21 protein-coding genes are annotated in these 22,015 nt (G+C 72.0%); 10 read left to right on the forward strand and 11 right to left on the reverse strand.

The window, feature by feature from the left end; all coding sequences use genetic code 11:
- Window positions 1–8 precede the first annotated feature (8 nt).
- Window positions 9–593 (forward strand): FxsA family membrane protein, encoded by a 585-nt coding sequence (gene fxsA / locus JEQ17_RS38665; protein WP_200399577.1) that lies wholly within the window; start codon window positions 9–11, stop codon window positions 591–593.
- Between the two features lie 359 nt (window positions 594–952).
- Here fxsA and JEQ17_RS38670 read toward each other — a convergent pair whose 3' ends face one another.
- From JEQ17_RS38670 to yczE, 4 genes are all read right to left on the reverse strand, one after another.
- Complete coding sequence (locus JEQ17_RS38670; protein ID WP_003977404.1) at window positions 953–1,327, reverse strand: RNA polymerase-binding protein RbpA; 375 nt, start codon at window positions 1,325–1,327, stop codon at window positions 953–955.
- A gap of 255 nt (window positions 1,328–1,582) precedes the next feature.
- Window positions 1,583–2,932, reverse strand: coding sequence for an MFS transporter (locus tag JEQ17_RS38675; RefSeq protein WP_200399578.1), 1,350 nt, complete (start codon window positions 2,930–2,932; stop codon window positions 1,583–1,585).
- Window positions 2,933–2,994: 62 nt separating this feature from the next.
- Window positions 2,995–3,762, reverse strand: a complete 768-nt coding sequence (locus JEQ17_RS38680; protein WP_200399579.1) for a glycerophosphodiester phosphodiesterase — start codon at window positions 3,760–3,762, stop codon at window positions 2,995–2,997.
- A complete protein-coding gene (gene yczE, locus JEQ17_RS38685) occupies window positions 3,759–4,469 on the reverse strand; it encodes a membrane protein YczE (RefSeq protein ID WP_407700116.1) in 711 nt (236 codons plus the stop codon). Before yczE ends, JEQ17_RS38680 begins: the two co-directional genes overlap by 4 nt.
- A gap of 100 nt (window positions 4,470–4,569) precedes the next feature.
- Between yczE and JEQ17_RS38690 the strand changes: the two genes are divergently transcribed.
- The gene (locus JEQ17_RS38690) at window positions 4,570–6,069 is read left to right on the forward strand and encodes an SCO1417 family PLP biosynthesis transcription factor (protein WP_200399580.1); all 1,500 of its coding nucleotides are present in this window, start codon (window positions 4,570–4,572) and stop codon (window positions 6,067–6,069) included.
- A gap of 156 nt (window positions 6,070–6,225) precedes the next feature.
- Here the strand turns inward: JEQ17_RS38690 and JEQ17_RS38695 are convergent, their stop codons facing one another.
- Complete coding sequence (locus JEQ17_RS38695; protein ID WP_200399581.1) at window positions 6,226–7,848, reverse strand: P-loop NTPase family protein; 1,623 nt, start codon at window positions 7,846–7,848, stop codon at window positions 6,226–6,228.
- Between the two features lie 37 nt (window positions 7,849–7,885).
- Window positions 7,886–8,080 (reverse strand): hypothetical protein, encoded by a 195-nt coding sequence (locus JEQ17_RS38700; protein ID WP_055611072.1) that lies wholly within the window; start codon window positions 8,078–8,080, stop codon window positions 7,886–7,888.
- A 316-nt stretch (window positions 8,081–8,396) separates the two neighbouring features.
- Here JEQ17_RS38700 and JEQ17_RS38705 point away from each other — a divergent pair, with 316 nt between their 5' ends.
- From JEQ17_RS38705 to JEQ17_RS38725, 5 genes are all read left to right on the forward strand, one after another.
- Window positions 8,397–8,789 carry an ankyrin repeat domain-containing protein gene (locus JEQ17_RS38705; RefSeq protein ID WP_200399582.1) on the forward strand — a complete coding sequence of 131 codons (393 nt, stop codon included), beginning with the start codon at window positions 8,397–8,399 and terminating at the stop codon, window positions 8,787–8,789.
- Between the two features lie 301 nt (window positions 8,790–9,090).
- Complete coding sequence (locus JEQ17_RS38710; protein WP_200399583.1) at window positions 9,091–10,509, forward strand: HEAT repeat domain-containing protein; 1,419 nt, start codon at window positions 9,091–9,093, stop codon at window positions 10,507–10,509.
- Window positions 10,510–10,709: 200 nt separating this feature from the next.
- The gene (locus tag JEQ17_RS38715) at window positions 10,710–11,834 is read left to right on the forward strand and encodes a glycosyltransferase family 4 protein (protein ID WP_200399584.1); all 1,125 of its coding nucleotides are present in this window, start codon (window positions 10,710–10,712) and stop codon (window positions 11,832–11,834) included.
- Entirely contained in the window at window positions 11,831–13,024 is a 1,194-nt protein-coding gene (locus JEQ17_RS38720; protein ID WP_200399585.1) for a glycosyltransferase, read from the forward strand. Before JEQ17_RS38715 ends, JEQ17_RS38720 begins: the two co-directional genes overlap by 4 nt.
- Window positions 13,021–13,878, forward strand: a complete 858-nt coding sequence (locus tag JEQ17_RS38725; protein WP_200399586.1) for an SGNH/GDSL hydrolase family protein — start codon at window positions 13,021–13,023, stop codon at window positions 13,876–13,878. Before JEQ17_RS38720 ends, JEQ17_RS38725 begins: the two co-directional genes overlap by 4 nt.
- Before the next feature lie 103 nt (window positions 13,879–13,981).
- Here JEQ17_RS38725 and JEQ17_RS38730 read toward each other — a convergent pair whose 3' ends face one another.
- Genes JEQ17_RS38730 through JEQ17_RS38750 form a run of 5 tightly spaced genes read right to left on the reverse strand, consistent with a single transcriptional unit; the run spans window position 13,982 to window position 18,377 of the window.
- On the reverse strand, window positions 13,982–14,851 hold the full coding sequence (locus tag JEQ17_RS38730) for a 5-oxoprolinase subunit C family protein (RefSeq protein WP_200399587.1): 870 nt from the start codon (window positions 14,849–14,851) through the stop codon (window positions 13,982–13,984).
- Window positions 14,851–15,465 carry a 5-oxoprolinase subunit PxpB gene (pxpB, locus tag JEQ17_RS38735; RefSeq protein WP_200399588.1) on the reverse strand — a complete coding sequence of 205 codons (615 nt, stop codon included), beginning with the start codon at window positions 15,463–15,465 and terminating at the stop codon, window positions 14,851–14,853. Before pxpB ends, JEQ17_RS38730 begins: the two co-directional genes overlap by 1 nt.
- Complete coding sequence (locus JEQ17_RS38740; RefSeq protein ID WP_200399589.1) at window positions 15,462–16,220, reverse strand: LamB/YcsF family protein; 759 nt, start codon at window positions 16,218–16,220, stop codon at window positions 15,462–15,464. Before JEQ17_RS38740 ends, pxpB begins: the two co-directional genes overlap by 4 nt.
- 19 nt (window positions 16,221–16,239) lie before the next feature.
- Entirely contained in the window at window positions 16,240–17,061 is an 822-nt protein-coding gene (locus JEQ17_RS38745; RefSeq protein WP_200399590.1) for a putative hydro-lyase, read from the reverse strand.
- Window positions 17,058–18,377, reverse strand: coding sequence for an MFS transporter (locus tag JEQ17_RS38750; RefSeq protein ID WP_200399591.1), 1,320 nt, complete (start codon window positions 18,375–18,377; stop codon window positions 17,058–17,060). Before JEQ17_RS38750 ends, JEQ17_RS38745 begins: the two co-directional genes overlap by 4 nt.
- 207 nt (window positions 18,378–18,584) lie before the next feature.
- Between JEQ17_RS38750 and JEQ17_RS38755 the strand changes: the two genes are divergently transcribed.
- The 3 genes from JEQ17_RS38755 (at window position 18,585) to JEQ17_RS38765 (ending at window position 21,976) form a co-directional block, all read left to right on the forward strand.
- The gene (locus tag JEQ17_RS38755) at window positions 18,585–19,277 is read left to right on the forward strand and encodes a GntR family transcriptional regulator (RefSeq protein ID WP_200399592.1); all 693 of its coding nucleotides are present in this window, start codon (window positions 18,585–18,587) and stop codon (window positions 19,275–19,277) included.
- A 136-nt stretch (window positions 19,278–19,413) separates the two neighbouring features.
- A complete protein-coding gene (locus JEQ17_RS38760) occupies window positions 19,414–20,940 on the forward strand; it encodes a hypothetical protein (protein WP_200399593.1) in 1,527 nt (508 codons plus the stop codon).
- A 154-nt stretch (window positions 20,941–21,094) separates the two neighbouring features.
- Window positions 21,095–21,976 carry a hypothetical protein gene (locus tag JEQ17_RS38765; RefSeq protein WP_200399594.1) on the forward strand — a complete coding sequence of 294 codons (882 nt, stop codon included), beginning with the start codon at window positions 21,095–21,097 and terminating at the stop codon, window positions 21,974–21,976.
- Window positions 21,977–22,015: the final 39 nt, after the last annotated feature.

Raw genomic sequence — 22,015 nt, forward strand, 5'->3', positions numbered from 1 at the left:
CTGGACGCATGACGACTGGCGCTTCGACTCCGCCCCACCCCGCACGGCCCCGGCGCTCCGGCCCGCTCAGGTATCTGCCGCTCGGCATCGCCGCATGGCTGGTGCTGGAGATCTGGCTGCTGATCATGGTGGCGGGCGCCACGAGCGGCTTCACCGTCTTCCTGCTGCTGGTCGCCGGATTCGTCCTCGGCTCCGTGGTCATCAAGCGGGCCGGACGCCGTGCCTTTCGCGCACTGAGCGAGACGCTGCAGCAACAGCAGAGCGGGGCGTTGCCGCAGGGCGGTACGAATTCCGAGGGCAACGGGCTGATGATGCTGGGCGGGCTGCTGCTGATGCTTCCCGGGCTCATCTCCGACGCGCTCGGGCTGCTTCTGTTGGTGCCGCCAGTGCAGAAGGGGTTGAGCCGGTATGCGGAGCGGACGTTTGAGCGCAAGATGCGGGAGGCCGGTGCTGGGACGCTCGGGGGTGCCTTCCAGCAGGTGCGTATCCATCGGCCCGACGGGAAGGTCGTTCCTGGCGAGGTCATCCGTGACGACGAGTCGCGGGACCGTCGTCAGGAGGACTCGGGCCCGAGGCCCCCGCTGAACGGCTGAGCCTAGGGCTTTTCTTCGCCCCCGCCGCCCCTACCCTCCCCCACTCTCGGCTTCGCTCGAGCGGGGGGACCCCCATCGTCCCTTTTCAGGGGCTCCGCCCCCGAACCCCCGCTCCTCAAACGCCGGACGGGCTGAAATGCCTTGGCGAGCTGAGATACCTGCGGGCCGGGATACCTAAGGGGCGCGGGGAACTGCGCGACCAGCCACAGCGCGCCCGCCCGCGTATTTCAGCCCGTCCGGCGCTTGAGGACAAGGCGCCCAAAAGTCACCCGAACGCACAAAACCGCAGGCACCGTACCCGGAGGTACGGCACCCGCGGTTGGGTGCGTGCGTTGTATGCCGCCCAACCCCCGGAGGGGTTACGCGGACTTGCGGCTGTCCCGAGGGTGGACCGCGATGTTCATGGCTCCGGAGCGAAGTACAGCCAAGCGCTCTTCGAGGACCTCTTCGAGTTCCTCTCGCGTGCGCCGCTCCATCAGCATGTCCCAATGCGTGCGCGCGGGCTTGGCCTTCTTTTCCTCAGGGCCGTCGCCGTCCACCAGGAGTGCCTGGGCCCCGCAGACCTTGCACTCCCACTCCGGCGGGATCTCCGCCTCCACCGAGAAGGGCATCTCGAATCGATGGCCCTTCTCGCATGCGTACTCCACGGCCTGGCGCGGGGCCAGGTCGATGCCGCGGTCCGTCTCGTAGCTGGTCACCACGAGGCGCGTGCCGCGAAGAGCTCGCTCACTCATGAATCGTGCCTCCCGGGCTTGTCGCCCACAGGACAGGTGTCGCTGTCGTCGTCATCCGGTCAACGTCCGGTCGGCGGTAAAGATTCCCGTTCCGGGTCATGCGTCGCCGTCGTAGCCGCCCCTTGTTGTACCCACCTGCGCCCGGTTTGTCACATCTGAGGGCAGATGTCACCCAGCGTTTCGGCATCTTTGACGCGCAGTAACGGTACGCCTGGCAGGCCAAACGCGTACACTACCGGCCTTTGGCCTCCGGCGCTAAATCCTGTCCGGAACGGGGTTGCCCGCGTCGCGCACAGCCCGGCGTACCGGAACCCTCGCGAGCAGCACGAATCCCAGCACGAAGAAGGCCACGAGCGAGATGATCGCGTCCCGATAACTTCCGGTTAGCTGGTACGTCAGACCGAACAGAAGAGGGCCGAGCCAGCTCATACCGCGGTCGCTCATCTCGTACGCCGAGAAGTACTCGGCCTCCTTGCCCGGCGGCACCAGATGCGAGAACAGGGACCGGGACAGCGCCTGGCTGCCGCCGAGGACGAGCCCGATGCCGGCGGCGAGGACGAAGAACCAGACGGGCGCGCCGGCGGGCAGGAAGTAACCCGCGGCCAGCGTCACCGTCCAGGCGATCAGCGAGCCGAGGATGGTCCGTTTGGCGCCGTACGTCCGGGCGAGTCGCCCCATCCCGAGCGCCCCTGCCACCGCGAGCAGCTGGACCAGCAGCACGGCGACGATCAGCGTCGACTGGTCGAGACCCAGTTCCTCGGATCCGTACACGGATGCCTGGGAGATGACCGTCTGGATGCCGTCGTTGTAGACCAGATAGGCGAGCAGGAAGGCGAGCGTCAGTGGCTGGTGGCGCATGTCCCGCCACGTGGCCGCCAGCTGCCGCCAGCCGTGCGTGGACGTACCCGAGGAGGGCGTCGTGCGGCGGTCGCGCAGCCGTTTGAGCGGTACGAGCGTGAAGGCGCCCCACCAGATACCGGCCGAGGCCAGGCAGATGCGGACCGCCGTCGACTCCGAGACGCCGAAGGTGTCGTGGGCCGTGTAGAGGATCAGGTTCGCGACCAGGACCAGCGCGCCCGACGCGTAGCCGAAGGCCCAGCCTCTCGACGAGACGGCGTCGCGCTCCTCGGGCGGGGCGATCTGGGGGAGGTAGGAGTTGTAGAGCACCATCGAGACGGCCAGTGAGGCGTTGGCCACAATCAGCAGGAGGCCGCCCAGCAGATAGCGGTCGCCGTCCAGGAAGAACATGCCCGCGGTGGCCGCGGCTCCCAGATAGGCGGCGACCGCGAGGAGCGGCTTCTTGCGGCCCGTGCGGTCGGCCGCCGCGCCCGCCAGCGGCATCACGAAGATCGACAGGATGACGGACGCCGACACGCAGTACGCGAAGAAGGAACCGGCGCGCAGGGGGATCCCCAGCGGGTGCACGAATCCGTCGGCGTCCGCGGCCGCCTTGGCGACCGAGGTCAGATAGGGGCCGAGGAAGACGGTGAGGACGCTCGTCGAGTAGACGGAGCAGGCCCAGTCGTAGACGTACCAGCCGCGTTGTTCGCGCCGCCGTTCCGCGGCCTCGTCGGCCGCTTGTTCCCGCACGGTGTCGGTGCCCACCCGTGCCCTCGCTTCCCCGTCGCAGTCCCCGTACGCGGACGCCGCGCGGGGCGCCGGGGCCGTCAGACCCAGGTGCCGCGGTCCTCCAGGACCCCGCGCAGCGTCTCGATGTGATCGGTCATGATGCCATCGACTCCCAGGTCCAGGAGCCGGTGCATCCGTGCGGGGTCGTTGACCGTCCAGACGTGGACCTGCAGCCCGCGCGCGTGGGCCGCGCGCACGAACCGGTGATCGACCACGGGGATGCCCGACTGGGACTCCGGCACCTGGGCGCAGACCGCCGAGCGGCGCAGCGGGGCCGGGATCCCCCACGACCGCAGACGCAGTCCGAGGACGCCCCGGGTGCCGTACGAGGTGGCCAGGCGCGGACCTGCCAGGCGCTGCGCGCGGGCGACCCGCGCCTCGGAGAAGGAACCGACGCAGACGCGGTCCCAGGAGCCGGTGCGGCGGATCAGGTCGAGCAGGGGGTGCAGGGCGGGCTCCGCCTTGATGTCGACGTTCCAGCGGACGTCCGGGAACGTCTCCAGCAGCTCCTCGAAGAGGGGGACCGGTTCCGATCCCGCCACGCGCGCGTGGCTCACGTCGTCCCAGGGGAGGTCCGCTATCCGGCCCGCCCCGTCGGTCACCCGGTCCAGCGTCGCGTCGTGGAAGGCGACGAGTTTTCCGTCCGCCGTGGCGTGTACATCGGTCTCGATGTATCGGTAGCCGGCCTCGACCGCGCGCCGGAACTGTGCCGCGGTGTTCTCCAGGCCGTCAGCGTCCCCGCCCCGGTGGGCGAAGGCGATCGGGCCGGGATGGTCGAGGTAGGGGTGGCGTATACGGGTGCTCACCCGCGCAGTATCGCCTGCTCCGGTGGCCCGGCGGCAACGACCGTGCTGCCGCCCGATGATGCCGAGGGGACGGCGAACACGCGCAGGAAGAGCTGGGCCAGCGGGCCGATGGCCACCGCGTACAGGACCGTGCCCACGCCGACCGTGCCGCCGAGGACGAAGCCCGTGGCCACCACGGCCACCTCGATGGCCGTACGCACCAGACGGATCGAGCGGCCGGTGCGCCGGTGGAGGCCCGTCATCAGGCCGTCGCGCGGGCCCGGACCGAAACGGGCCGCTATGTAGAGGCCGGTCGCCACACCGTTGAGGAGGATGCCCGCCACCAGCAGGGGGATGCGGATTCCGAGCGCGTGCGCGTCCGGGACCAGGGCGAGCGTGCCGTCCATGGCGATCCCGACCACGAAGACGTTGGAGACCGTGCCGAGGCCCGGGCGCTGGCGCATCGGGATCCACAGGAGCAGCACCACGGCGCCCACGATGATCGACACGACGCCGATCGTCAGTCCGGTCATCTCGGCGAGGCCCTGGTCCAGGACGCTCCAGGGCGCCAGGCCCAGGCCCGCCTCCACGAGGAGGGCCACGCTCGCGCCGTACAGCGCCAGACCCGCGTACAGCTGGAGCAGTCGGCGGGTGAGGTGCCTCGATCGCGGGCTCGATGGCGGACCCGACAGCCGATCCGACGGCCGATCCGACGGCGGAGTGGACAAGATGTGCCCCCTGGTGGTGATAGTGGCCTGGCCCGTGACACTCTGTGGCTTGAGAAGAAACCTCTTCCATGGCCAATTCGGGGAAGGTGGACTGGAAATCATGGCGCAGTGGACCTCGGCGGTGGGTGCCGCTCAGCTCGCGCGGCTGCTCAACTCCCAGCAGGAGCGCCCCGCGGGCCCCGGCACACGCCGTCCGCCCGCCTATCGCGCCCTCGCCGACGGCGTGCGTCTGCTCGTCCTCGAAGGGCGCGTCCCCGTCGCCGCACGGCTCCCCGCCGAGCGCGAACTGGCCCTCTCCCTGTCCGTGAGCCGCACCACGGTGGCGGCCGCCTACGAGGCGCTGCGCGCCGAAGGGTTCCTGGAGTCCCGCAGGGGAGCGGGCAGCTGGACGGCCGTACCGGCCGGGAACCCACTGCCCGCGCGCGGCCTGGAACCGCTGCCGCCCGAGGCCCTCGGCTCCATGATCGACCTGGGCTGCGCGGCCCTGCCCGCCCCCGAGCCATGGCTCACCCGTGCCGTCCAGGGCGCGCTGGAGGAGCTACCGCCGTACGCCCACACGCACGGCGACTATCCGGCGGGGCTGCCCGCGCTGCGCGAGATGCTGGCCGAGCGGTACACCGCGCGCGGCATCCCGACCATGCCCGAACAGATCATGGTGACCACCGGGGCCATGGGCGCCATCGACGCCATCTGTCACCTCTTCGCCGGGCGCGGCGAACGCATCGCCGTCGAGTCGCCGTCCTACGCCAACATCCTTCAGCTGATGCGCGAGGCCGGGGCCCGGCTGGTGCCCGTCGCCATGGCCGAGGGGCTGGCGGGCTGGGACATGGACCGCTGGCGGCAGGTGCTGCGCGACGCGGCGCCCCGGCTGGCCTATGTCGTCGCGGACTTCCACAACCCGACCGGCGCGCTCGCCGACGAGGACCAGCGGCGGCGGCTCGTCGACGCGGCCCGCTCCGCCGGCACGGTGCTGATCGTGGACGAGACCATGAGCGAGCTCCATCTGGACGAGGGCGTCGAAATGCCGCGTCCCGTCTGCGGTTTCGACCCGGCCGGGTCCACGGTCATCACCGTCGGCTCGGCCAGCAAGGCGTTCTGGGCGGGGATGCGGATCGGTTGGGTCCGTGCCGCTCCCGACGTGATCCGCAGTCTGGTCGCGGCCCGCGCGTACGCGGACCTCGGCACCCCCGTCCTGGAGCAGCTCGCCGTGAACTGGCTGCTCAGCACCGGTGGCTGGGAGCAGGCCGTGGACATCCGGCGCACCCAGGCCCGCGAGAACCGCGACGCGCTCGTGACGGCCCTGCGCCGTGAACTGCCCGGCTGGGAGTACGACGTGCCGCGCGGCGGGCTCACCCTGTGGGTGCGTACCGGCGGACTGTCCGGTTCACGGCTGGCCGAGGTCGGTGAGCGGGTGGGCGTGCGCGTGCCCTCCGGGCCCCGCTTCGGGGTCGACGGTGCCTTCGAGGGCTATGTGCGGCTGCCGTTCACCGTCGGCGGCGCGGTGGCCGACGAGGCGGCGACGCGCCTGGCCGCGGCCGCCCGGCTGGTGGAGTCGGGGGCGAACGGCGGAACGGAGTCGCCGCGCACGTTCGTGGCGTGACGCTTCCGGATGCGCCTTGTGCGGTGACGTCCCCAGAGCCCTGCGCTCCGGCAACGCTCGGCACTCCTGGCCGCTGCCGACCGGCCAGTGGCGAGGGGAGTGGACGGAGAGAGGGCGCCACGCGTTCTCGTGCGTGGCGCCTCGCCCTCTGCCCGTTCAGCCTTCCGCGGGGACGCCCAAGGCACCCGGAGCGGTGAAGCGCACGGGGCTTTCCGGGGCTGCGTCCGCGAGGTCCGCCGGTGCCGGGCCCGTCGGCTCGGCGTCCGCCGGAGTCGTGCGCGCCGGCAGCAGACCGACCACCGCCCGACGGTGGGCCTCGCTCGTCGCCTCGTCGTACGGGTCCGGGGTCGCCGGGACCTGGAGACGGTGGACCGGGCCCGAACCCAGCCGGGCGTAGCCGCGGCCGGGCGGCACGTCCGGTGTCGGAGTCGTGGGCGGGGGAGACCCGAGCACCGCTTCGAGCTGGCCCGTGGACGCGGGACCGAGCACGACACGCGCGCGTGTGTGCCCGCGTACCGCCTCGCTCAGTGACTCCAGGGCGTCGAACTGCTCGGCCACCACCACCGTCACACCCGCCGCGCGGCCGTGGCGCAGCGGCACCTGGAGGAGGGACTGGGGGTCCTTGCGGCCGTCGGCCGCCGCGAGATGGCCGAGCACCGTCGGACGGTCGAGGAGCAGCCAGAGGGGACGCCTGGTGTCCTCCGGCGGGGTGTGCCCCGCCTGCCGGGCGCGGTTCGCGGCGATGAGCCGGCGCTCCGTCTCGTGCGCCGCCCACTCCAGGCTCGCCAGCGCGCCCGCCAGGCCGCACTCGATGCCCAGGACGCCGTCGCGGCCGGTCAGACACGCGAACTCGCCGCTGCCGCCGCCCTCGACGATCAGTACGTCGCCGTGCTGGAGGGCCTGCAGCGCCATCGAGCGCAGCAGGGTGGTCGTGCCGCTGCCGGGCCCGCCGACCGCGAGCAGATGCGGCTCGGTCGAACGCGCGCCCGTGCGCCAGACGACCGGCGGGGCGTCCCGCCGCTCCTCGCCGAAGGTGAGCGGAAGCGTGCGCTGGACGCCGGCCGGGTCGGTGAAGCCGAGGACGGTCTCGCCCGGGGCCGTGACGAAACGCTGGGCGGCGACATCGGTGGGAAGCGGCGGCAGCACCGTGACCGAGAGCTGGTTGCCCTCCTCGTCCCACGCGAAGCGGTACTCGCGCCCGCGGCCCGACTTGGTGTGCAGCAACTGCTCGATACGGGCACGCGCGTCCGCCTCCCCGTCGGTGAAGTACGCGGGGTAGTGGAGCGAGAGATGCGAGACACGGCCGGTGTCGTCGAACTCGTACGAGGTGAAGGCCTTGTCCCACTCGCCGCCGTGGGCGTAGAGCGGGGCCGGGTCCTCGGGAACCGAGAAGTAGGGGACGAGTGCTTCGTAGAGCGATTCGAGGCGCTTGGCCTGCGCCTCGTCGGGTCCTGACGGCCCGGTCGGGGTGCGGTCCCTGCCGTGCCACGCCGATGCACCCATCAGGGTGACGATGGCGAGCAGCGGCCCGTACGGGACGAGGGCCACGACCAGGACGACCGAAGCCACCAGGAACAGCAGTGGACCGCGCCGGTCCTTGGGGGTGTCCGCCCACTTGCGCCGTCCGGCGGCAGCCAGCCGGCGCAGTCCACGGGTGACCGTGATCAGTGGGTGAAGGACGTCGGTGGCGCTGTCGGCGGCCGTCCGGGCCAGGTCCCGACTGCGGGCGATCTGCGCGCTGCCGGTACTCAGAATGCGGGGAAGAGGGCGCCGGGCCACTGCTGTCTCCTGGAGGTGCGTGCGAACGGGATGGGCGTCAGAACTTGATCCCGCCGAGCAGCCCGGCCAGGCTCGCGCCGCCTGCCGTGATGCTCGGAGCGATGGCCGTGCCCGCGAGGTAGAACCCGAAGAGGGCGCAGACCAGCGCGTGCGAGGCCTTGAGGCCGTCCTTGCGGAAGAAGAGGAAGACGATGATGCCGAGCAGCACCACACCTGAGATGGACAGGATCATGAGAGTTCTCCTGGTCGATGGGGACAGTCACCATGAGTACTTCCAGGCTCACAGGATGTATCCATACGATAAAAGGTGCAACAGAGTGAAATTCCGCTTATTTCACCCCGATGGCCCTGCCTGACAGGGCCTCCAGGGCGGCCGCTCGACGGTTTGCCGGATTCGTGGTGATCTTTGCCTCGGCCGGGCCCGGTCATGTGCCCGCGAAGCCAGTACGCTGGCGATTCACTCGTACGGCCGCACCGCTGACGGCCGCACGTTCCCGCAGTCCCGTTCGTTGTCGCATGTGTTGTCGCAGTGAGAGGCGGTCCCGCCGATGAGTGAAGCCCCCGACCCCGAGGTCGTGGAGCTGGCGACCAAGATCTTCGATCTGGCCCGGAAGGGGCAGACCGAGGCGCTGGTGGCGTATGTGGACGCGGGTGTTCCGGCCAATCTCACCAACGACCGCGGCGACTCGCTCGTGATGCTGGCCGCCTACCACGGCCACGCCGACGCGGTCCGCGCCCTCCTGGAGCGCGGCGCCGAGGCCGACCGCATCAACGACCGAGGCCAGACTCCGCTCGCCGGAGCCGTGTTCAAGGGCGAGGACGCCGTGATCCGGGTCCTCCTCGACGCCGGTGCGGACCCCTCGGCGGGCACGCCCTCCGCCGTCGACACGGCTCGGATGTTCGGCAAGGCCGAATTGCTCGAACTGTTCGGCGTGCACTGAACAAGACGCCTTGACCAGGCGAAACAACGATTTTGGGGGAGGCGGTACGGGGCCGCCGGAAATGCGGTCGCGGCAGCGAGAACCGCTGGGTCATCATGACGTCGTGATTCACGTACGCGATGGCTGGGCAGGTGTTGCCGCACCGCGCGGACCGTGATGCGGCCCGCACGGGCCACCGACGAGAGGCAGAGGAAGATGGTCTACAGCAAGCAGGAAACGGCGGGCGCCCCGACGTGTTGTCACGCGGCCAGGTAAAGCAGGATCCCCGGTTGCGTCGACGCTTGATGTGAGGCTGTTTCCCATGTTCGATCCGGTCATAGCGCCCAGCGGTACGCTGCTCGGCCTGCTCCAGAGGGGCCGCGGCGACGGCACGCTGCACGCGCTCACCGCTCCGCGCGCCGAAGCGCTCGCGGCACTGAACCAGTGTGTGCTGCGCGACCCCCGCCACGACTGGCAGGTGGAGAACCGCTCCCTCTACTACGCACGTCTCTTTCTCGATCTGAGCGGCGAGCTCGACGAGATCGAGGCGCACCTCTTCGACGCGGACGACGTCCTCGACACGGACGAGTCACGCACGGGCCTCGCGCTGGCCGTCCTCGGTCACCTCGCCTCGTACGGCAGGCGGGACGCGCTCGAACTGCTCCGGCGGTACGCCGCCTGCGGCGCCAACTGGGCCTGGGCCCTCGACGAACTGGCGCTGCGCGACGACGACGCCGGACTGCGCGCCCTGGCGGCCCCCGTCCTCGCCCGGTTCCCCGCGGATCCCGAGGGCGAGGCCGAGTTGGCGGTCGTCGTACGGGACTCCTTCGAACCGCGGCCCTGGCGCCTGTGGGCCGACGATCCCCGCGAATCCATCGGCGCACGTGTGCGCGGCGCCCAGGAAGCGGGCTCCTTCGACCGATGGCAACGGCAGATGCGACCGTCCGGGCCCCGCCCGGGGTGGAGCGTGCGGGCCGTCTTCGAGTGGGCCCAGCAAGGCATCGAACGCGGAGCGGCCCTCCATGTGCCGGCCGCGCGATGCCTCACGGCCGTCGCGGGACCCGAGGACCGCCCCGAGATCCTCGAGGCCGCCCGCTCCGGGGACGACGGCGCGCGCTGCACCGCCCTGCGCTATCTCGCCGACAGCCAGGATCCCGACGTACTCGATCTCATCGAGGCCGCCCAGGCCTCCGCCTCACGGCTCGTCGTGGACGCCGCCGTGGACGCCTTCGAACGGATGCGGTCCATCGCCGCCGTGGAGCGGGCGCGCGGCTGGGTCCACCGCCCCGACGCCCTCGGAGAGGCCGCCGGGCGCGTCCTCGCCTGCCGGGGCGGCGCAGCGGACCGGGAGCTCGTCCTCGGCGCCCTGCGCGAGGCCGTCCGGGGCGACGGGCCCGACGCCCCGACCCTGTGGACCCTCGTCGACGGCGCCGGACGGCTGGGCATCGCCAACGCGGCCCCCGTACTGCGGCATGTCTACCGGGAGACCGCCTCGTCCCATCTGCGCGGGCGCGCGGCCCGTGCGCTGGCCGCCACCGATCCCTCGTTCCCCGCCGGATTCGCCGTCGAGTGTCTCTGGGACTGCGAGGAGACCACCCGTGAGGTGGCCGCGCGGAACGCCGAGACGGGTGATGCCCGAGTGGTCGACCAGCTCCGGCGGCTCGCCGCCGATCCGGCCGAGGAGGCCGAGGTACAGACCGCGGTACGCAGCCGCATCGGACCGGACGCGTCCGCCGTGTGAGGCGACCGAGTGGGACAGCGGTGTGAGACCGCCGTGTGAGCGATCCGTCGTCGGCCCGTATCCCATTGGTACGGGCCCGGACGCCGGAGCGTGACCGGCCTGTGATGCAGGGGCATGCGGAGCGCAACGCTCACGGGACGTTCCTCATCCGGAAAGATCCACGTTGACGCGTCCACGTCCGGCCCGACGACAACACGGGTATGCGTGTCGTCATCGTGACCGAATCCTTTCCCCCCGATGTGAACGGCGTGGCCCACTGCGCGCTCCAGACCGCCCGACACCTCGTCGAGCGCGGTCACGCCCCCATCGTCGTCGCCCCGGCCACCGCTGCCGGGAACGGGCCCGACGCCCACGCGCCGTGCCCCGTCGTCCGAGTCCCCTCCCTACCGCTCCCCGGCTACCCCCAGGTCCGCGTCGCCCTCCCCAGCCGACGCGTCGCCGCCGCGATCACCGAACACCGCGCCGACATCGTCCACCTGGCCAGCCCCTTCGTCCTCGGCGTCCGTGGCATGACGGCCGCCGCCCGGCTCGGCATCCCCGCCGTGGCCGTCTATCAGACCGACCTCGCCGGCTACGCCCGCACCTACGTGCACGCGGGCGAGGCCGCCGCCTGGCGTCGCATCCGCTCGGTCCACGCCGCCGCGGACATCACCCTCGCCCCGTCCACCCCGGCCCTGCACGACCTGGAGGCACACGGTGTGCCCCGGGTACGGCTGTGGCAGCGCGGTGTGGACACCGTTCGTTTCCGGCCGGAACACCGGGACGACACACTCCGCCGTGAACTCGCCCCGAACGGCGAGCTGATCGTCGGATACGTCGGCCGCCTCGCCCCCGAGAAGCAGGTCGAACTCCTCGCCGGAGCCTGCGGCCTGAACGGCGTACGAGTGGTCGTCGTCGGCGACGGACCCAGCCAGCCGAGCCTGACGCAGGCCCTGCCCGGGGCCGTCTTCCTGGGCCGTCGTACCGGCGACGAACTCGCCCGGATCTTCGCCTCGCTGGACGTCTTCGTGCACACCGGACCGTTCGAGACCTTCTGCCAGACCGTCCAGGAGGCGATGGCGAGCGGCGTCCCGGTCGTCGCCCCCGCCGCGGGCGGACCGCTCGACCTGGTGGCGCACGGGCGTACGGGACTCCTCGTCCCGCCGCGCGACGAGGCCGCCGTGCGCGACGCGGTGTGGTCGCTCGCCGCCGATCCCGCACTTCGAGCCGCGTACGGCGCCGAGGCGCGGCGGACCGTCGAGGGCCGCACCTGGGCGGCCGTCGGGGACCAGCTCATCGGGCACTACACCGAGGTGCTCGCCGGACGGGCGGTGGTCGCGGCATGAGCAGGCCCCTGCGGATCGTCCGGCTCGCCAACTTCGTCGCCCCCGCCTCGGGCGGCCTGCGGACCGCGCTGCGCGAACTGGGCGCCGGATACCTGGCGGCCGGGCACGAGCCCGTACTGATCGTGCCCGGCGAGCGCGCCTCGGACCGCGAGACCGAACAGGGGCGGGTGATCACGCTGCCGGGCCCGCTGCTGCCCGGCACCGGCGGCTACCGCGTCCTCACCGACAAGCGGCGTGTCGCCGGCCTCCTGGAGGCACTCGCGCCCGACCGCCTCGAGGTGTCCGACCGTACGACGCTGCGCTGGACCGGCGTCTGGGCGCGGCGCGCCCGGGTGCCCGCCGTGATGGTCTCCCACGAGACCGCCGACGGCGTACTGCGCACCTGGGGCCTCTCCGAGGGCATGGCCCGCAGGACCTCCGACGCCCTCAACATCCGTACCGCCCACCACTATTCACGGATCGTGTGCACCACGGAGTTCGCGGAGCGCGAGTTCGTCCGCATCGGTGCCCGCAATGTCGTACGCGCCCCGCTGGGCGTCGACCTGGAGGGCCGGCACCCCGCGCTGCGCGACCCGGGGCTGAGGGCCCGGCACGCGCGCGAGGACGAGGTCCTGCTCGTGATGTGCTCCCGGCTGTCCGTCGAGAAGCGGCCCGGCACGGCGCTCGAAGCCCTGGAGGCGATGCTGCGCCGCGGGCGGCGCGCGGTGCTCGTGGTGGCCGGTGACGGGCCGCTGCGGGCCCGCCTCGAACAGCGGGCGCGCGAACGGCGGCTGCCGGTCACCTTCCTCGGACATGTCGGCGACCGCGCGCTCCTGAGCGCTCTCCAGGCCTCCGCTGACGTGTGCCTCGCCCCCGGGCCCGCCGAGACCTTCGGGCTCGCGGCCCTGGAGGCGATGGCCTGCGGCACGCCCGTCGTCGCCAGTGCCTCCTCCGCGCTCTCGGAGGTCGTCGGCTCCGCCGGAGCCACCGCCGCGGACAACGGAGAGGCGTTCGCGGACGAGATACGGATGATCCTGGACCGGCCCGAGAGCGAGCGGCGGGAGGCCGCACGCGCGCGTGCGGCCTGTTTCGGATGGCCGGCCGCCGTCGAGGCGTTCCTCACCGCCCACGACACCGAGGTCCGCGTGGGGCGGCCCGAGGCGCCCGCGGCGGCCCCCACGGTGGAACGGGCTCGGGAGGGCGTCGTATGAGACCCCTGCGGTTCGTGGCGCTCGGTGACTCCCTCACCGAAGGGGTGGGAGATCCCGTGGGCGAGGAGTGGCGCGGCTGGGCCGCGCTGCTCGCCGCCGGGCTCGCACCGGCCGACGCGCCCGTGGAGTTCGTCAACCTCGCGGTCAGCGGCGCCCAGACGCGTGACGTCCTGGAACGCCAGACCCCGGCCGCGCTGGCCGAGCGGCCGGACATCGCCTCGGTCGTCATCGGCGTCAACGACACCCTGCGGTGCACCTTCGACATCCACGCCGTGGCCGAACGGCTCGACGAGGTGTACGCCGCGTTCACCGGGCAGGGCGCGCTCCTGCTCACCGCCTGTCTGCCCGACCCCGGCTCGATGCTGGGGCTGCCCGGGGCGCTGGCCCGCCCGCTCGCTCGGCGTCAGCGGGCCGTGAACGCGGTCGTGCACGCGCTGTCCGAGCGGCACGGAGCGGTGCATCTGCATGCCGCGGAGGGCGACTGGGTCACCGACCGGGCCATGTGGAGCTCGGACCGGCTGCACCCGGGGGAGCGGGGGCATCGGCAGCTCGCGCTCCACTTCCACGCGCTGCTCGCCGAGGCGGGCACCGCGACGGGGGTCGCGCCTTCCGCCGCGCCCGAGTTCCCCGAACCCACGCGGTCGGCCAGCCTGTGGTGGCTGGCCACCGCCGGGACCGGGTGGGTGGCTCGCCGCTGCACCGATCTGTTGCCCCAACTCCTCAGCCTGGCCGCGTCCGAGGTGCGTCACCGGGCGCGGGGGACGAGCGCGCGGCTCGACCTCAGTGCGTCCCATGCGGTGGCCGCGGCGCTGGCTGCTCTGTCGGTGAGCGGCGAGCAGCCGGACGCGGCCTAGCGCTCCGCGGGGTGGGCCGATATCTGGATGCGGGTCCGTTGTGGCTTGTCGCGCAGTTCCCCGCGCCCCTGAAGGGGCGCCCGGCACTTGGCCTGCTCCCTCGTCAGCGGCGGCGTACCACTACGAAGCGCACCGGGGTGCCCGGGACCGCCTGGGCCGTGGCGGGGAGGTCGGTGGGGCGGACGACCGCTATCACCGGGTAGCCGCCGGTGGTCGGGTGGTCGGCGAGGAACACCACGGGGCGGCCGTCCGGAGGAACCTGGACGGCGCCCAGCACCATTCCCTCGCTGGGCAGTTCGCCCGGTAGCGCCCGCTCAAGGGCGGGACCCTCCGTGCGCAGGCCGATGCGGTTGCTCGCCGAGGAGACCCGGTAGGTGTGCGTGGTGAGGGTGCGGATCGCCGCGGTCGTGAACCAGTCGTCGCGTGGGCCGAGTGTCACCCGCAGGATGAGTTCGGCGGGAGGCCGCGGGTGCGGGACGACGTCCACGCGCGCGTGGGGGGCCGTCGGCGTGCCCAGGGGGAGCACCGTTCCGTCGGTGAGGGGCGGCGGGCCCAGGCCCGACAGCAGGTCCGTCGAGCGGCTGCCGAGCACCGGCTCGACGGTCACCCCGCCCGACACGCCCACGTAACTGCGTACTCCGGAGACCGCCGTTCCCACGGACAGCAGTGCCCCGGCGGGCACACGCACCGGGGCTCCCCAGGCGACCGGGCGCCCGTCCACGGTGACCGGGCACGGGGCACCTCCCACGGCGACCATCACGGTCGAACGCGGCCGTACGTCGCAGCCGTTGAGCGTGGTCTCCAGGAGGGCGGCCCCGGGCGGATTGCCGACGAGCCGGTTGACCAGGGCGGCGGCGGGCGCGTCGAGCGCTCCGGAGCGCGGTACGCCCAGGTGCGCGTGGCCCGGGCGTCCCTGGTCCTGCACGGTGGTCAGCGCCCCGGCCCGTACGACGGCGAGTGCGCGGTCCGTCATCAGGACTCCACCGGGACGAAGCGGACCGGCGTGCCGGGCGACAACAGCGCGGCGGGCACGCGCGCGTGGTCCCACAGGACGACGTCCGTCGTCCCGATCAGCTGCCAGCCGCCCGGCGACGAGCGCGGGTACACGCCCGTGTACGGACCCGCGAGGCCGACGGAACCCGCAGGGACGGTCGTACGGGGTGTCGCGTGCCGGGGCACGCCGTAGCGGGCCGGGAGCCCGGTCAGATAGCCGAAGCCCGGGGCGAACCCGCAGAAGGCGACCCGGAATTCGGCCGCCGCGTGGATCCGCGCGACCTCCTGCGGGGACACGGCCCAGTGGCCGGCGACGGCCGCGAGGTCCGGGCCGTCGTAGCGGACGGGTATCTCGACGACCTCCTGCGCGCGCGCAGGCGCGGGCGGCAGCTTCGACGTGGTCAGCCTGGCGGCCAGCCCGGCCGGGTCGTCGAGGCCGTCCAGAAGGACCGTACGAGCCGCCGGGACGAGCTCGCGCACGGAGAGCGAGCCCTCCGCGCGGCGTCGGAGCAGATCGGCGTGCAGGGCCTGTGCCTCCTCGTCCGTCGACACCTCGACGAGCAGCGCACGGTCGCCGACCGGCAGTGCCCTCATACGAACGCCTCCACACGGATGCCCGACTCCTCGAGCCGTGCACGGACCAGGCGGGCCAGGTCCACCGCGCCGGGCGTGTCGCCGTGCAGGCACAAGGAGCGGGCCCGAACCGGGATGTCACGCCCGGATCGGGACGTCACGACACCAGAACGGGCGAGGGTCACCGAGCGTTCCACGACGGCGGTCGGATCGGTGATCACCGCGCCGTCCCGGCCGCGCGGCACCAGCGTGCCCTCGTCGGTGTAGGCGCGGTCCGCGAACGCCTCGGTGACGACCGGGAGTCCGGCCTTCGCGGCCACGTCGAGGAGACGCGAGCCGGGCAGGCCGAGCACCGGGAGCGCGGCGTCCGCGAGCCGCACGCCCTCCACGACCGCACCGGCCTGTTCCTCGTCGTGCACGACGCGGTTGTAGAGCGCGCCGTGCGGTTTGACGTACGCCACGCGCGCGCCCGCCGCGCGCGTGAAGACCTCCAGGGCGCCTATCTGGTAGGCCACTTCGGACGCCAGCTCGTAGGGCGGCACGTCCATCGCGCGTCGCCCGAAGCCCGCCAGGTCCCGGTAGGAGACCTGGGCGCCGATCCGTACGCCGCGCTCGGCCGCCAGGTCGCAGACCCGGCGCATGGTGGCCGCGTCCCCGGCGTGGAAGCCGCAGGCCACGTTGGCGCTGGTGACGACGGACAGCAGCTGTTCGTCGTCGGTCAGGCGCCAGCGGCCGAAGCCCTCGCCGAGGTCGGCGTTCAGATCGATCGTGCTCATGGAGTGCCGTTCCTCCCGGTCAGGCGACGCGGTACTGCTCGTCGCGGGCGTCGGTGATGAACATCTGGCCCGGCGAGTGTGTGATCGCGAACGGTGGGCGCGAGGCCATCACCGCGGCCTGCGGCGTCACACCGCAGGCCCAGAACACCGGGATGTCGTCCGGCCCGGCCTCCACCGGATCGCCGAAGTCGGGGCGGGCGAGGTCCTCGATGCCGAGGCCGCCCGGATCGCCGCAGTACACCGGGCTGCCGTGCACCGCAGGCAGCAGGCTGGTCTCCCGGATCGCCGCGGGCAGGTGCTCGGGCGGCACCGGACGCATCGACACCACCATGGGCCCGTGCAGCCGCCCCGCGGGACGGCACTGGCGACTGGTCACGTACATGGAGACGTTGCGCCCCTGCTCGATGTGGCGCATCGGCACCCCCGCCTCGGACAGCGCCGACTCGAAGGTGAAGCTGCACCCGATGAGGAACGACACGAGGTCGTCGCGCCAGTGGGCCAGCACGTCCGTCGGCTCCTCGGCCAACTCGCCGTGCTCCCACACCCGGTAGCCCGGCAGATCGGTCCGCAGATCGGCGTCGGAGGCCAGGACGGTCGTCCAGGAACCGGCGTCGGTGACGTCGAGCACCGGGCAGGGCTTCGGGTTGCGCTGGCAGAACAGCAGCATGTCGTACGCCCAGTCGGCCGGCACCGAGATCAGGTTCGCCTGGGTGTGGCCCGCCGAGCAGCCCGCGGTGGAGCCGGACACCCCCGAACGGAACCGGGAGCGTGCCTCTGCCGGGCTCCACGCGTGCGCGTGGTCGTCGAGAAGGTTCAGGGGGCGGTGTTGCGTACGGTTCACAGGAGCTCCTTCCCACGGGTCTCGGGCAGACCGATCAGGGCCAGCGCCGCGAGACCGTATCCGATCGCGCCGAAGACCAGCGCGCCCCCGACGCCCCAGCTGTCGGCCAGGAAGCCGACCACCGTCGGGAAGACCGCGCCCACGGCACGGCCGGTGTTGTACGTGAAGCCCTGTCCCGTGCCGCGCACCGCGGTCGGGTACAGCTCGCTGAGGAACGAGCCGAAGCCGCTGAAGATCGCCGACATACAGAAGCCGAGCGGGAAACCGAGCACCAGGACAAGGGTGTTGGCGCCGCTCGGGATGTTCGCGTAGGCCAGGATGCAGACCGCCGAGAGGATCGCGAAGAGCAGGATATTGCGCTTGCGGCCCAGTTTGTCGGTGAGATAACCGCCGGTCAGGTAGCCGATGAAGGCCCCGGATATCAGGAACGTGAGGTAGCCGCCGGTGCCGACGACGGACAGCCCGCGGTCCGTCTTGAGGTAGGTCGGGACCCAGGTGGCCAGCGTGTAGTAGCCGCCCTGGACGCCCGTGGAGAGCAGGACCGCGAAGATCGTCGTCTTCAGCAGTCCGGGCGCGGCGGCCGTGCCCGGCTTGAAGATCGCGGCGAACGAGCCCTTCTCGGGGCTCTCCTTGCGGCGCTGGGCCGCCTCCGGCGCGTCCTTCACGTTGCGGCGCACCCAGACGACGAGCAGGGCCGGCAGCGCCCCGGTCCAGAACATCACGCGCCAGGCCAGGTCGTCGTCCAGGTACTGGAAGACCAGCGTGTAGACCAGCACGGCGAGTCCCCAGCCCACGGCCCAGGAACTCTGGATCGCGCCGAGCGTGCGCCCCCGGTGCTTGGGGCTCGCGTACTCGGCGACCAGGATCGCGCCGACCGCCCACTCACCGCCGAAACCGAGCCCCTGGAGAGCGCGGAAGACCAGCAGGGTCTCGTAGTTGGGCGCGAAGCCGCAGGCCACGGTGAAGACCGCGTACGTGATGACGGTGATCATCAGCGCCTTGACGCGCCCGATCCGGTCAGCGATCACACCCGCCGCCGCGCCGCCGATCGCGGACACGACCAGCGTGACGGTCGTGAACAGCCCGGTCTGACCGCTGTTGAGACCGAAGTACGCGGACAGCGCCACCATGCTCAGCGGCAGCGTGAAGTAGTCGTACGAGTCCAGCGCATAGCCGCCGAACGCGCCGCCGAAGGCGCGGCGGCCGCGCGGACCCAGGGCCCGCAGCCAGGCGAACGCGCCCTCGTCGGCGGTGGGTTCACCCGCTCCGGGGCGCGTCTCGGTGTTCAGGGCCTGCGGTGGAGGGGTCGTGCTCATGGGCACCTCGCAGATGAGGGACGGGAGGGTGCTTGAGGACTGAGCCGTGCGGAAGCACTTGCGGGCCGGACTGTGCCGAACTGTGGCGTGCGGAAGCCGTCGGCTCCGGAGTGAGCGGCCGGTGCCTGACTAGCAAGGTAGAGGATCGTTGAACGATCCCTCAATACCCATGTTGTTTCGTTCTTGTATCTGCGATTGAATTCGGGCGTGGCCGAACTGAACGGACTGGCGGACGACCGCGCGCTGCTGGGTCGCACCAGCACCGCCGAGCGGGTCTCGGACATCCTCAGAAGCCGGATCGCCGAAGGGTTCTTCCCGCCCGGCACACGGCTTTCGGAGGACAGCATCGGCAACGCGCTCGGCGTCTCACGCAACACGCTGCGCGAGTCGTTCCGGCTGCTCACGCACGAACGGCTGCTGGTCCACCAGCTCAACCGGGGTGTCTTCGTGCGGGTCCTGACCGTCGAGGACGTCGAGGACATCTACCGCACCCGCAGCCTCGTCGAATGCGCCGTCGTACGCGGACTCGGCGAACCGCCCTACGCGGTGGACGGCCTCGCCAGGGCCGTCGCGGACGGGCGGCGGGCCTCCCGTGAAGGTGACTGGAAAGGCCTGGGTACGGCCAACATCCACTTCCACCGGGAGCTGGTCGCGCTCGCCGGGAGCGCCCGCACCGACGAACTGATGCGCAGCGTCTTCGCCGAACTCCGCCTCGCCTTCCACCTCGTGGACGACCCCCGCCGCCTGCACGAGCCGTACCTCGCCCGCAACGGCCAGATACTGCAGGCACTCCAGGACGGCGACCGCGAGCAGGCCGAGAGCCTGCTCGGCGTATACCTGGACGATTCACGCAAAAGGGTCGTGGAGGTCTACGGCCGTCGAGTGGCGGAGGAGGGCTAGGCAGCGCCCCGAAGGGGCGCGGGGAACTGCGCGACCGGCCGCAGTCAACCCGCGGACAACGAACCACCCGCAGTAACCCGGCGATCCCAGCGGAGCGTTTCGGTCGTTGTCAGACCGAGGACCTAGTCTGTGCACCGTGACTTCGCCTGCATCGACGGACAGCGTTCCGCCCCAGCTCAGCGCGGGGCCGCGCCCCGCACCGGGCCCGGCCGCCGACGAGGGACTGGCGCGGCGGCTGCGCGCGCTCGCCTGCACCGCGCCGCTGCACGACCTCGACGTACGCAAGGCGAACCTCGCGGGTGAGTACTCGGTGTACGGGATGGCGGAGGTGGCCCTCGCCGCCATCGACCTCGTCACACTGAACATGGACTTCGACACGGGCGCCGACCACGACCAGATAGTGGCCAGGCTCATCCCGCGCATCGCCGCCCAGGCCCCGCGCCGGCCCGTCGCAGAGCACGAGCGCGTCGCCCGCTGGGTCCTGGAGAACCTGATCAACGTCGGCAGTGTCGACCGCGGCTTCCGTGCCGTATACGGCACGTTCGCGCCCGACGGTTCGTATGTGCGCCGGGACTACGACTTCAAGCTCATCGAGGAGGTGCCCGGCTACGGAGGAAGCGTGTATCTCCGTACGACCGACGAGGCGGTCAACGTCCTCGTGGGCGCCCTCGACACCGACGTCACCAGCGCGCAGATCGCCGCCGAGGTCAAGCTGGAGGTGCTGATCAGCCGGGGCCGGCTCGCGGACGCGCAGCTCGCCGCCGAGCAGGCCCGCTACCGCACCGTGCAGTATTCCGAGACGCTCCGCAGGGCCTTGGACGCGACCCGGCGCAACGTACGGGCGGTCGACTGGCTGCAGGCCGTGCCCGACATGATCGCCGAGGCGCTCGACCATGTCGCCGACCGCTACCGGCACGAGAACGCGATCCTCACGAACATCCGCAAGGCGCGGGACGAGTCGGAGGACGCCGAGCAGAAGCGGCGGGCCGCCGAACTCGTCGACATCGTCAAGGACTGCATCCGCCGGCACACGCAGCTCCAGTCCCGGCTCCTGGAGGCCGGGCCGCTGTTCCGCGCCGAGCAGGACCGGCAGGCCTTCGCGACACCTATGACGACGTCGGGGATAGATCTGTACGGGCATCTCGTCGCGCCCGTACTGCCGTTGCCCGTGGAGCGGGCGCTGCGGGTGACCGACGCGTTCTTCGCCCGTGGGACGGGGCTTCGGACGCCCGCGTCCGTTCGGGTCGGGGATCTGGTCGAACTGCTGCTGACACCACCCATGGAGCGGGAGCACCTCGGGGCCGAGATGCCCGAGCCGGATCTGATCGCCACGCCGGACGACAGCCGGTTCAGCGAGGAGCAGCTCGCCGCCGCGATGGAGCTGCTCGACCTGCCGGCCGACGCGCCGCGTCGGCTGTCCGGGCTGCTGGCCGACGCGCGGCGCCGGGATCCCGAACTGCCTTATCTGCTCGCCCTGCTGGCCGTGCACGCGGCCAGTCCGCCGGTCGGTACGGCGTATCGGCAGGGTGAGGAGAAGCTGTTGTTCGCCGTGGACGACGGGACCGAGCTGGACGATCCGGAGTTCGGTGGGGCCGATTTGATCGTGGGGATGGCTTTGCTGGATGCGGTGGGGATGGCGGCGGATCGAAAGGATGCGGCGTGAGCGGTTCGCTGGGTCTGCCCTGTGACTTCGGGTTGTCTGTCACCTGCGGGCCCGTTGTGGCTTGGCGCGCAGTTCCCCGCGCCCCTGAAGGGGCGACCGATGGCGGCCCCGTTTCGCAGAGCAGCCCCGTTTTTGAGAGCAAGGAGTCCCAGCCGTGACCGAGCACGTTGAGTGGGGGGAGCCGGACGTACCGGCCGTGCCGGTGCCGACCGGCGCCGTCACGCCCGCCGACGCCGCCGATGGGGCGCGCCTCGTGGCTTTTGGGTTGCAGCCGAAGTTGCAGCCCGCGCGGGATCAGGAGTATGCCGAGCTGTTGCGGAGGTATCGGGAGGATCCGGCCTTCGCGCGGCTGGCGGATGCCGTTGCGACCGGGCTGGGGCTTGTTGTCCTTGAGGTGTCCCCGCGGGCGGGCATGGCGGTGACCGCGGCCGAGGACTCGGTGTTCGCCGTGCGGATGGGCGACTACGCGCGGCGGACGTCGGCCGACTCGGGGGACCGGTTCCTGCACGGGCTCGCGCACCTCGCCGTCGCCGCCATGGCGTTCCCGCGCCCCGAGGACCTCGCCGACGACGGGTACATCGGGCGGGTCTCCGTCAACGGTGTCGACGCCTTCGTGCGGCAGGCCTGCCGCAGGCTGGAGGAGCGGGCCGACGAGCAGGGGGAGAACACCGACCCGGCGACCGACGCACCCGGTCTTGAGGCCGCCTGGCGGATCTGGGCGCGGCGCAGCTCCACCGGGGCCACCAAGGACGCCCGAAGACTCGCCGGTTCGACCACCGGCATCATCGGCAAGGCCGTCGCGTTCCTCACCGACTCGGGGTTCCTGCAGCGCACCGGGGACGACGGCGGGGGCACGTACCGGACGACCGCCCGCTACCAGCTCCAGGTCCGGGACATGGCGGGCAGCGCCGCGATGGCCGAGCTGCTGGAGCTCGGCATCGTGCCGGTCACCGACGGCACCGCCAGCCTGCTGCCCGCCGAGGACACCGAGGATCTGGAGCTGGCCGCCGATGCCGGACTGCCGTTCCACTCGTGAACCGGCGGTCGGCCCATTGACCTCGACCTACTGACCTCG

Source organism: Streptomyces liliifuscus, from assembly GCF_016598615.1.
Lineage (GTDB): Bacteria > Actinomycetota > Actinomycetes > Streptomycetales > Streptomycetaceae > Streptomyces > Streptomyces liliifuscus.

Bases quoted from the DNA above. Each gene is read 5' to 3' on its own strand.
- fxsA (WP_200399577.1), top strand. From the start codon at position 9: ATGACGACTGGCGCTTCGACTCCGCCCCACCCCGCACGGCCCCGGCGC.
- JEQ17_RS38670 (WP_003977404.1), bottom strand. From the start codon at position 1,327: ATGAGTGAGCGAGCTCTTCGCGGCACGCGCCTCGTGGTGACCAGCTAC.
- JEQ17_RS38690 (WP_200399580.1), top strand. From the start codon at position 4,570: ATGGCGCAGTGGACCTCGGCGGTGGGTGCCGCTCAGCTCGCGCGGCTG.
- JEQ17_RS38700 (WP_055611072.1), bottom strand. From the start codon at position 8,080: ATGATCCTGTCCATCTCAGGTGTGGTGCTGCTCGGCATCATCGTCTTC.
- JEQ17_RS38705 (WP_200399582.1), top strand. From the start codon at position 8,397: ATGAGTGAAGCCCCCGACCCCGAGGTCGTGGAGCTGGCGACCAAGATC.
- JEQ17_RS38710 (WP_200399583.1), top strand. From the start codon at position 9,091: ATGTTCGATCCGGTCATAGCGCCCAGCGGTACGCTGCTCGGCCTGCTC.
- JEQ17_RS38715 (WP_200399584.1), top strand. From the start codon at position 10,710: ATGCGTGTCGTCATCGTGACCGAATCCTTTCCCCCCGATGTGAACGGC.
- JEQ17_RS38720 (WP_200399585.1), top strand. From the start codon at position 11,831: ATGAGCAGGCCCCTGCGGATCGTCCGGCTCGCCAACTTCGTCGCCCCC.
- JEQ17_RS38725 (WP_200399586.1), top strand. From the start codon at position 13,021: ATGAGACCCCTGCGGTTCGTGGCGCTCGGTGACTCCCTCACCGAAGGG.
- JEQ17_RS38730 (WP_200399587.1), bottom strand. From the start codon at position 14,851: ATGACGGACCGCGCACTCGCCGTCGTACGGGCCGGGGCGCTGACCACC.
- pxpB (WP_200399588.1), bottom strand. From the start codon at position 15,465: ATGAGGGCACTGCCGGTCGGCGACCGTGCGCTGCTCGTCGAGGTGTCG.
- JEQ17_RS38740 (WP_200399589.1), bottom strand. From the start codon at position 16,220: ATGAGCACGATCGATCTGAACGCCGACCTCGGCGAGGGCTTCGGCCGC.
- JEQ17_RS38750 (WP_200399591.1), bottom strand. From the start codon at position 18,377: ATGAGCACGACCCCTCCACCGCAGGCCCTGAACACCGAGACGCGCCCC.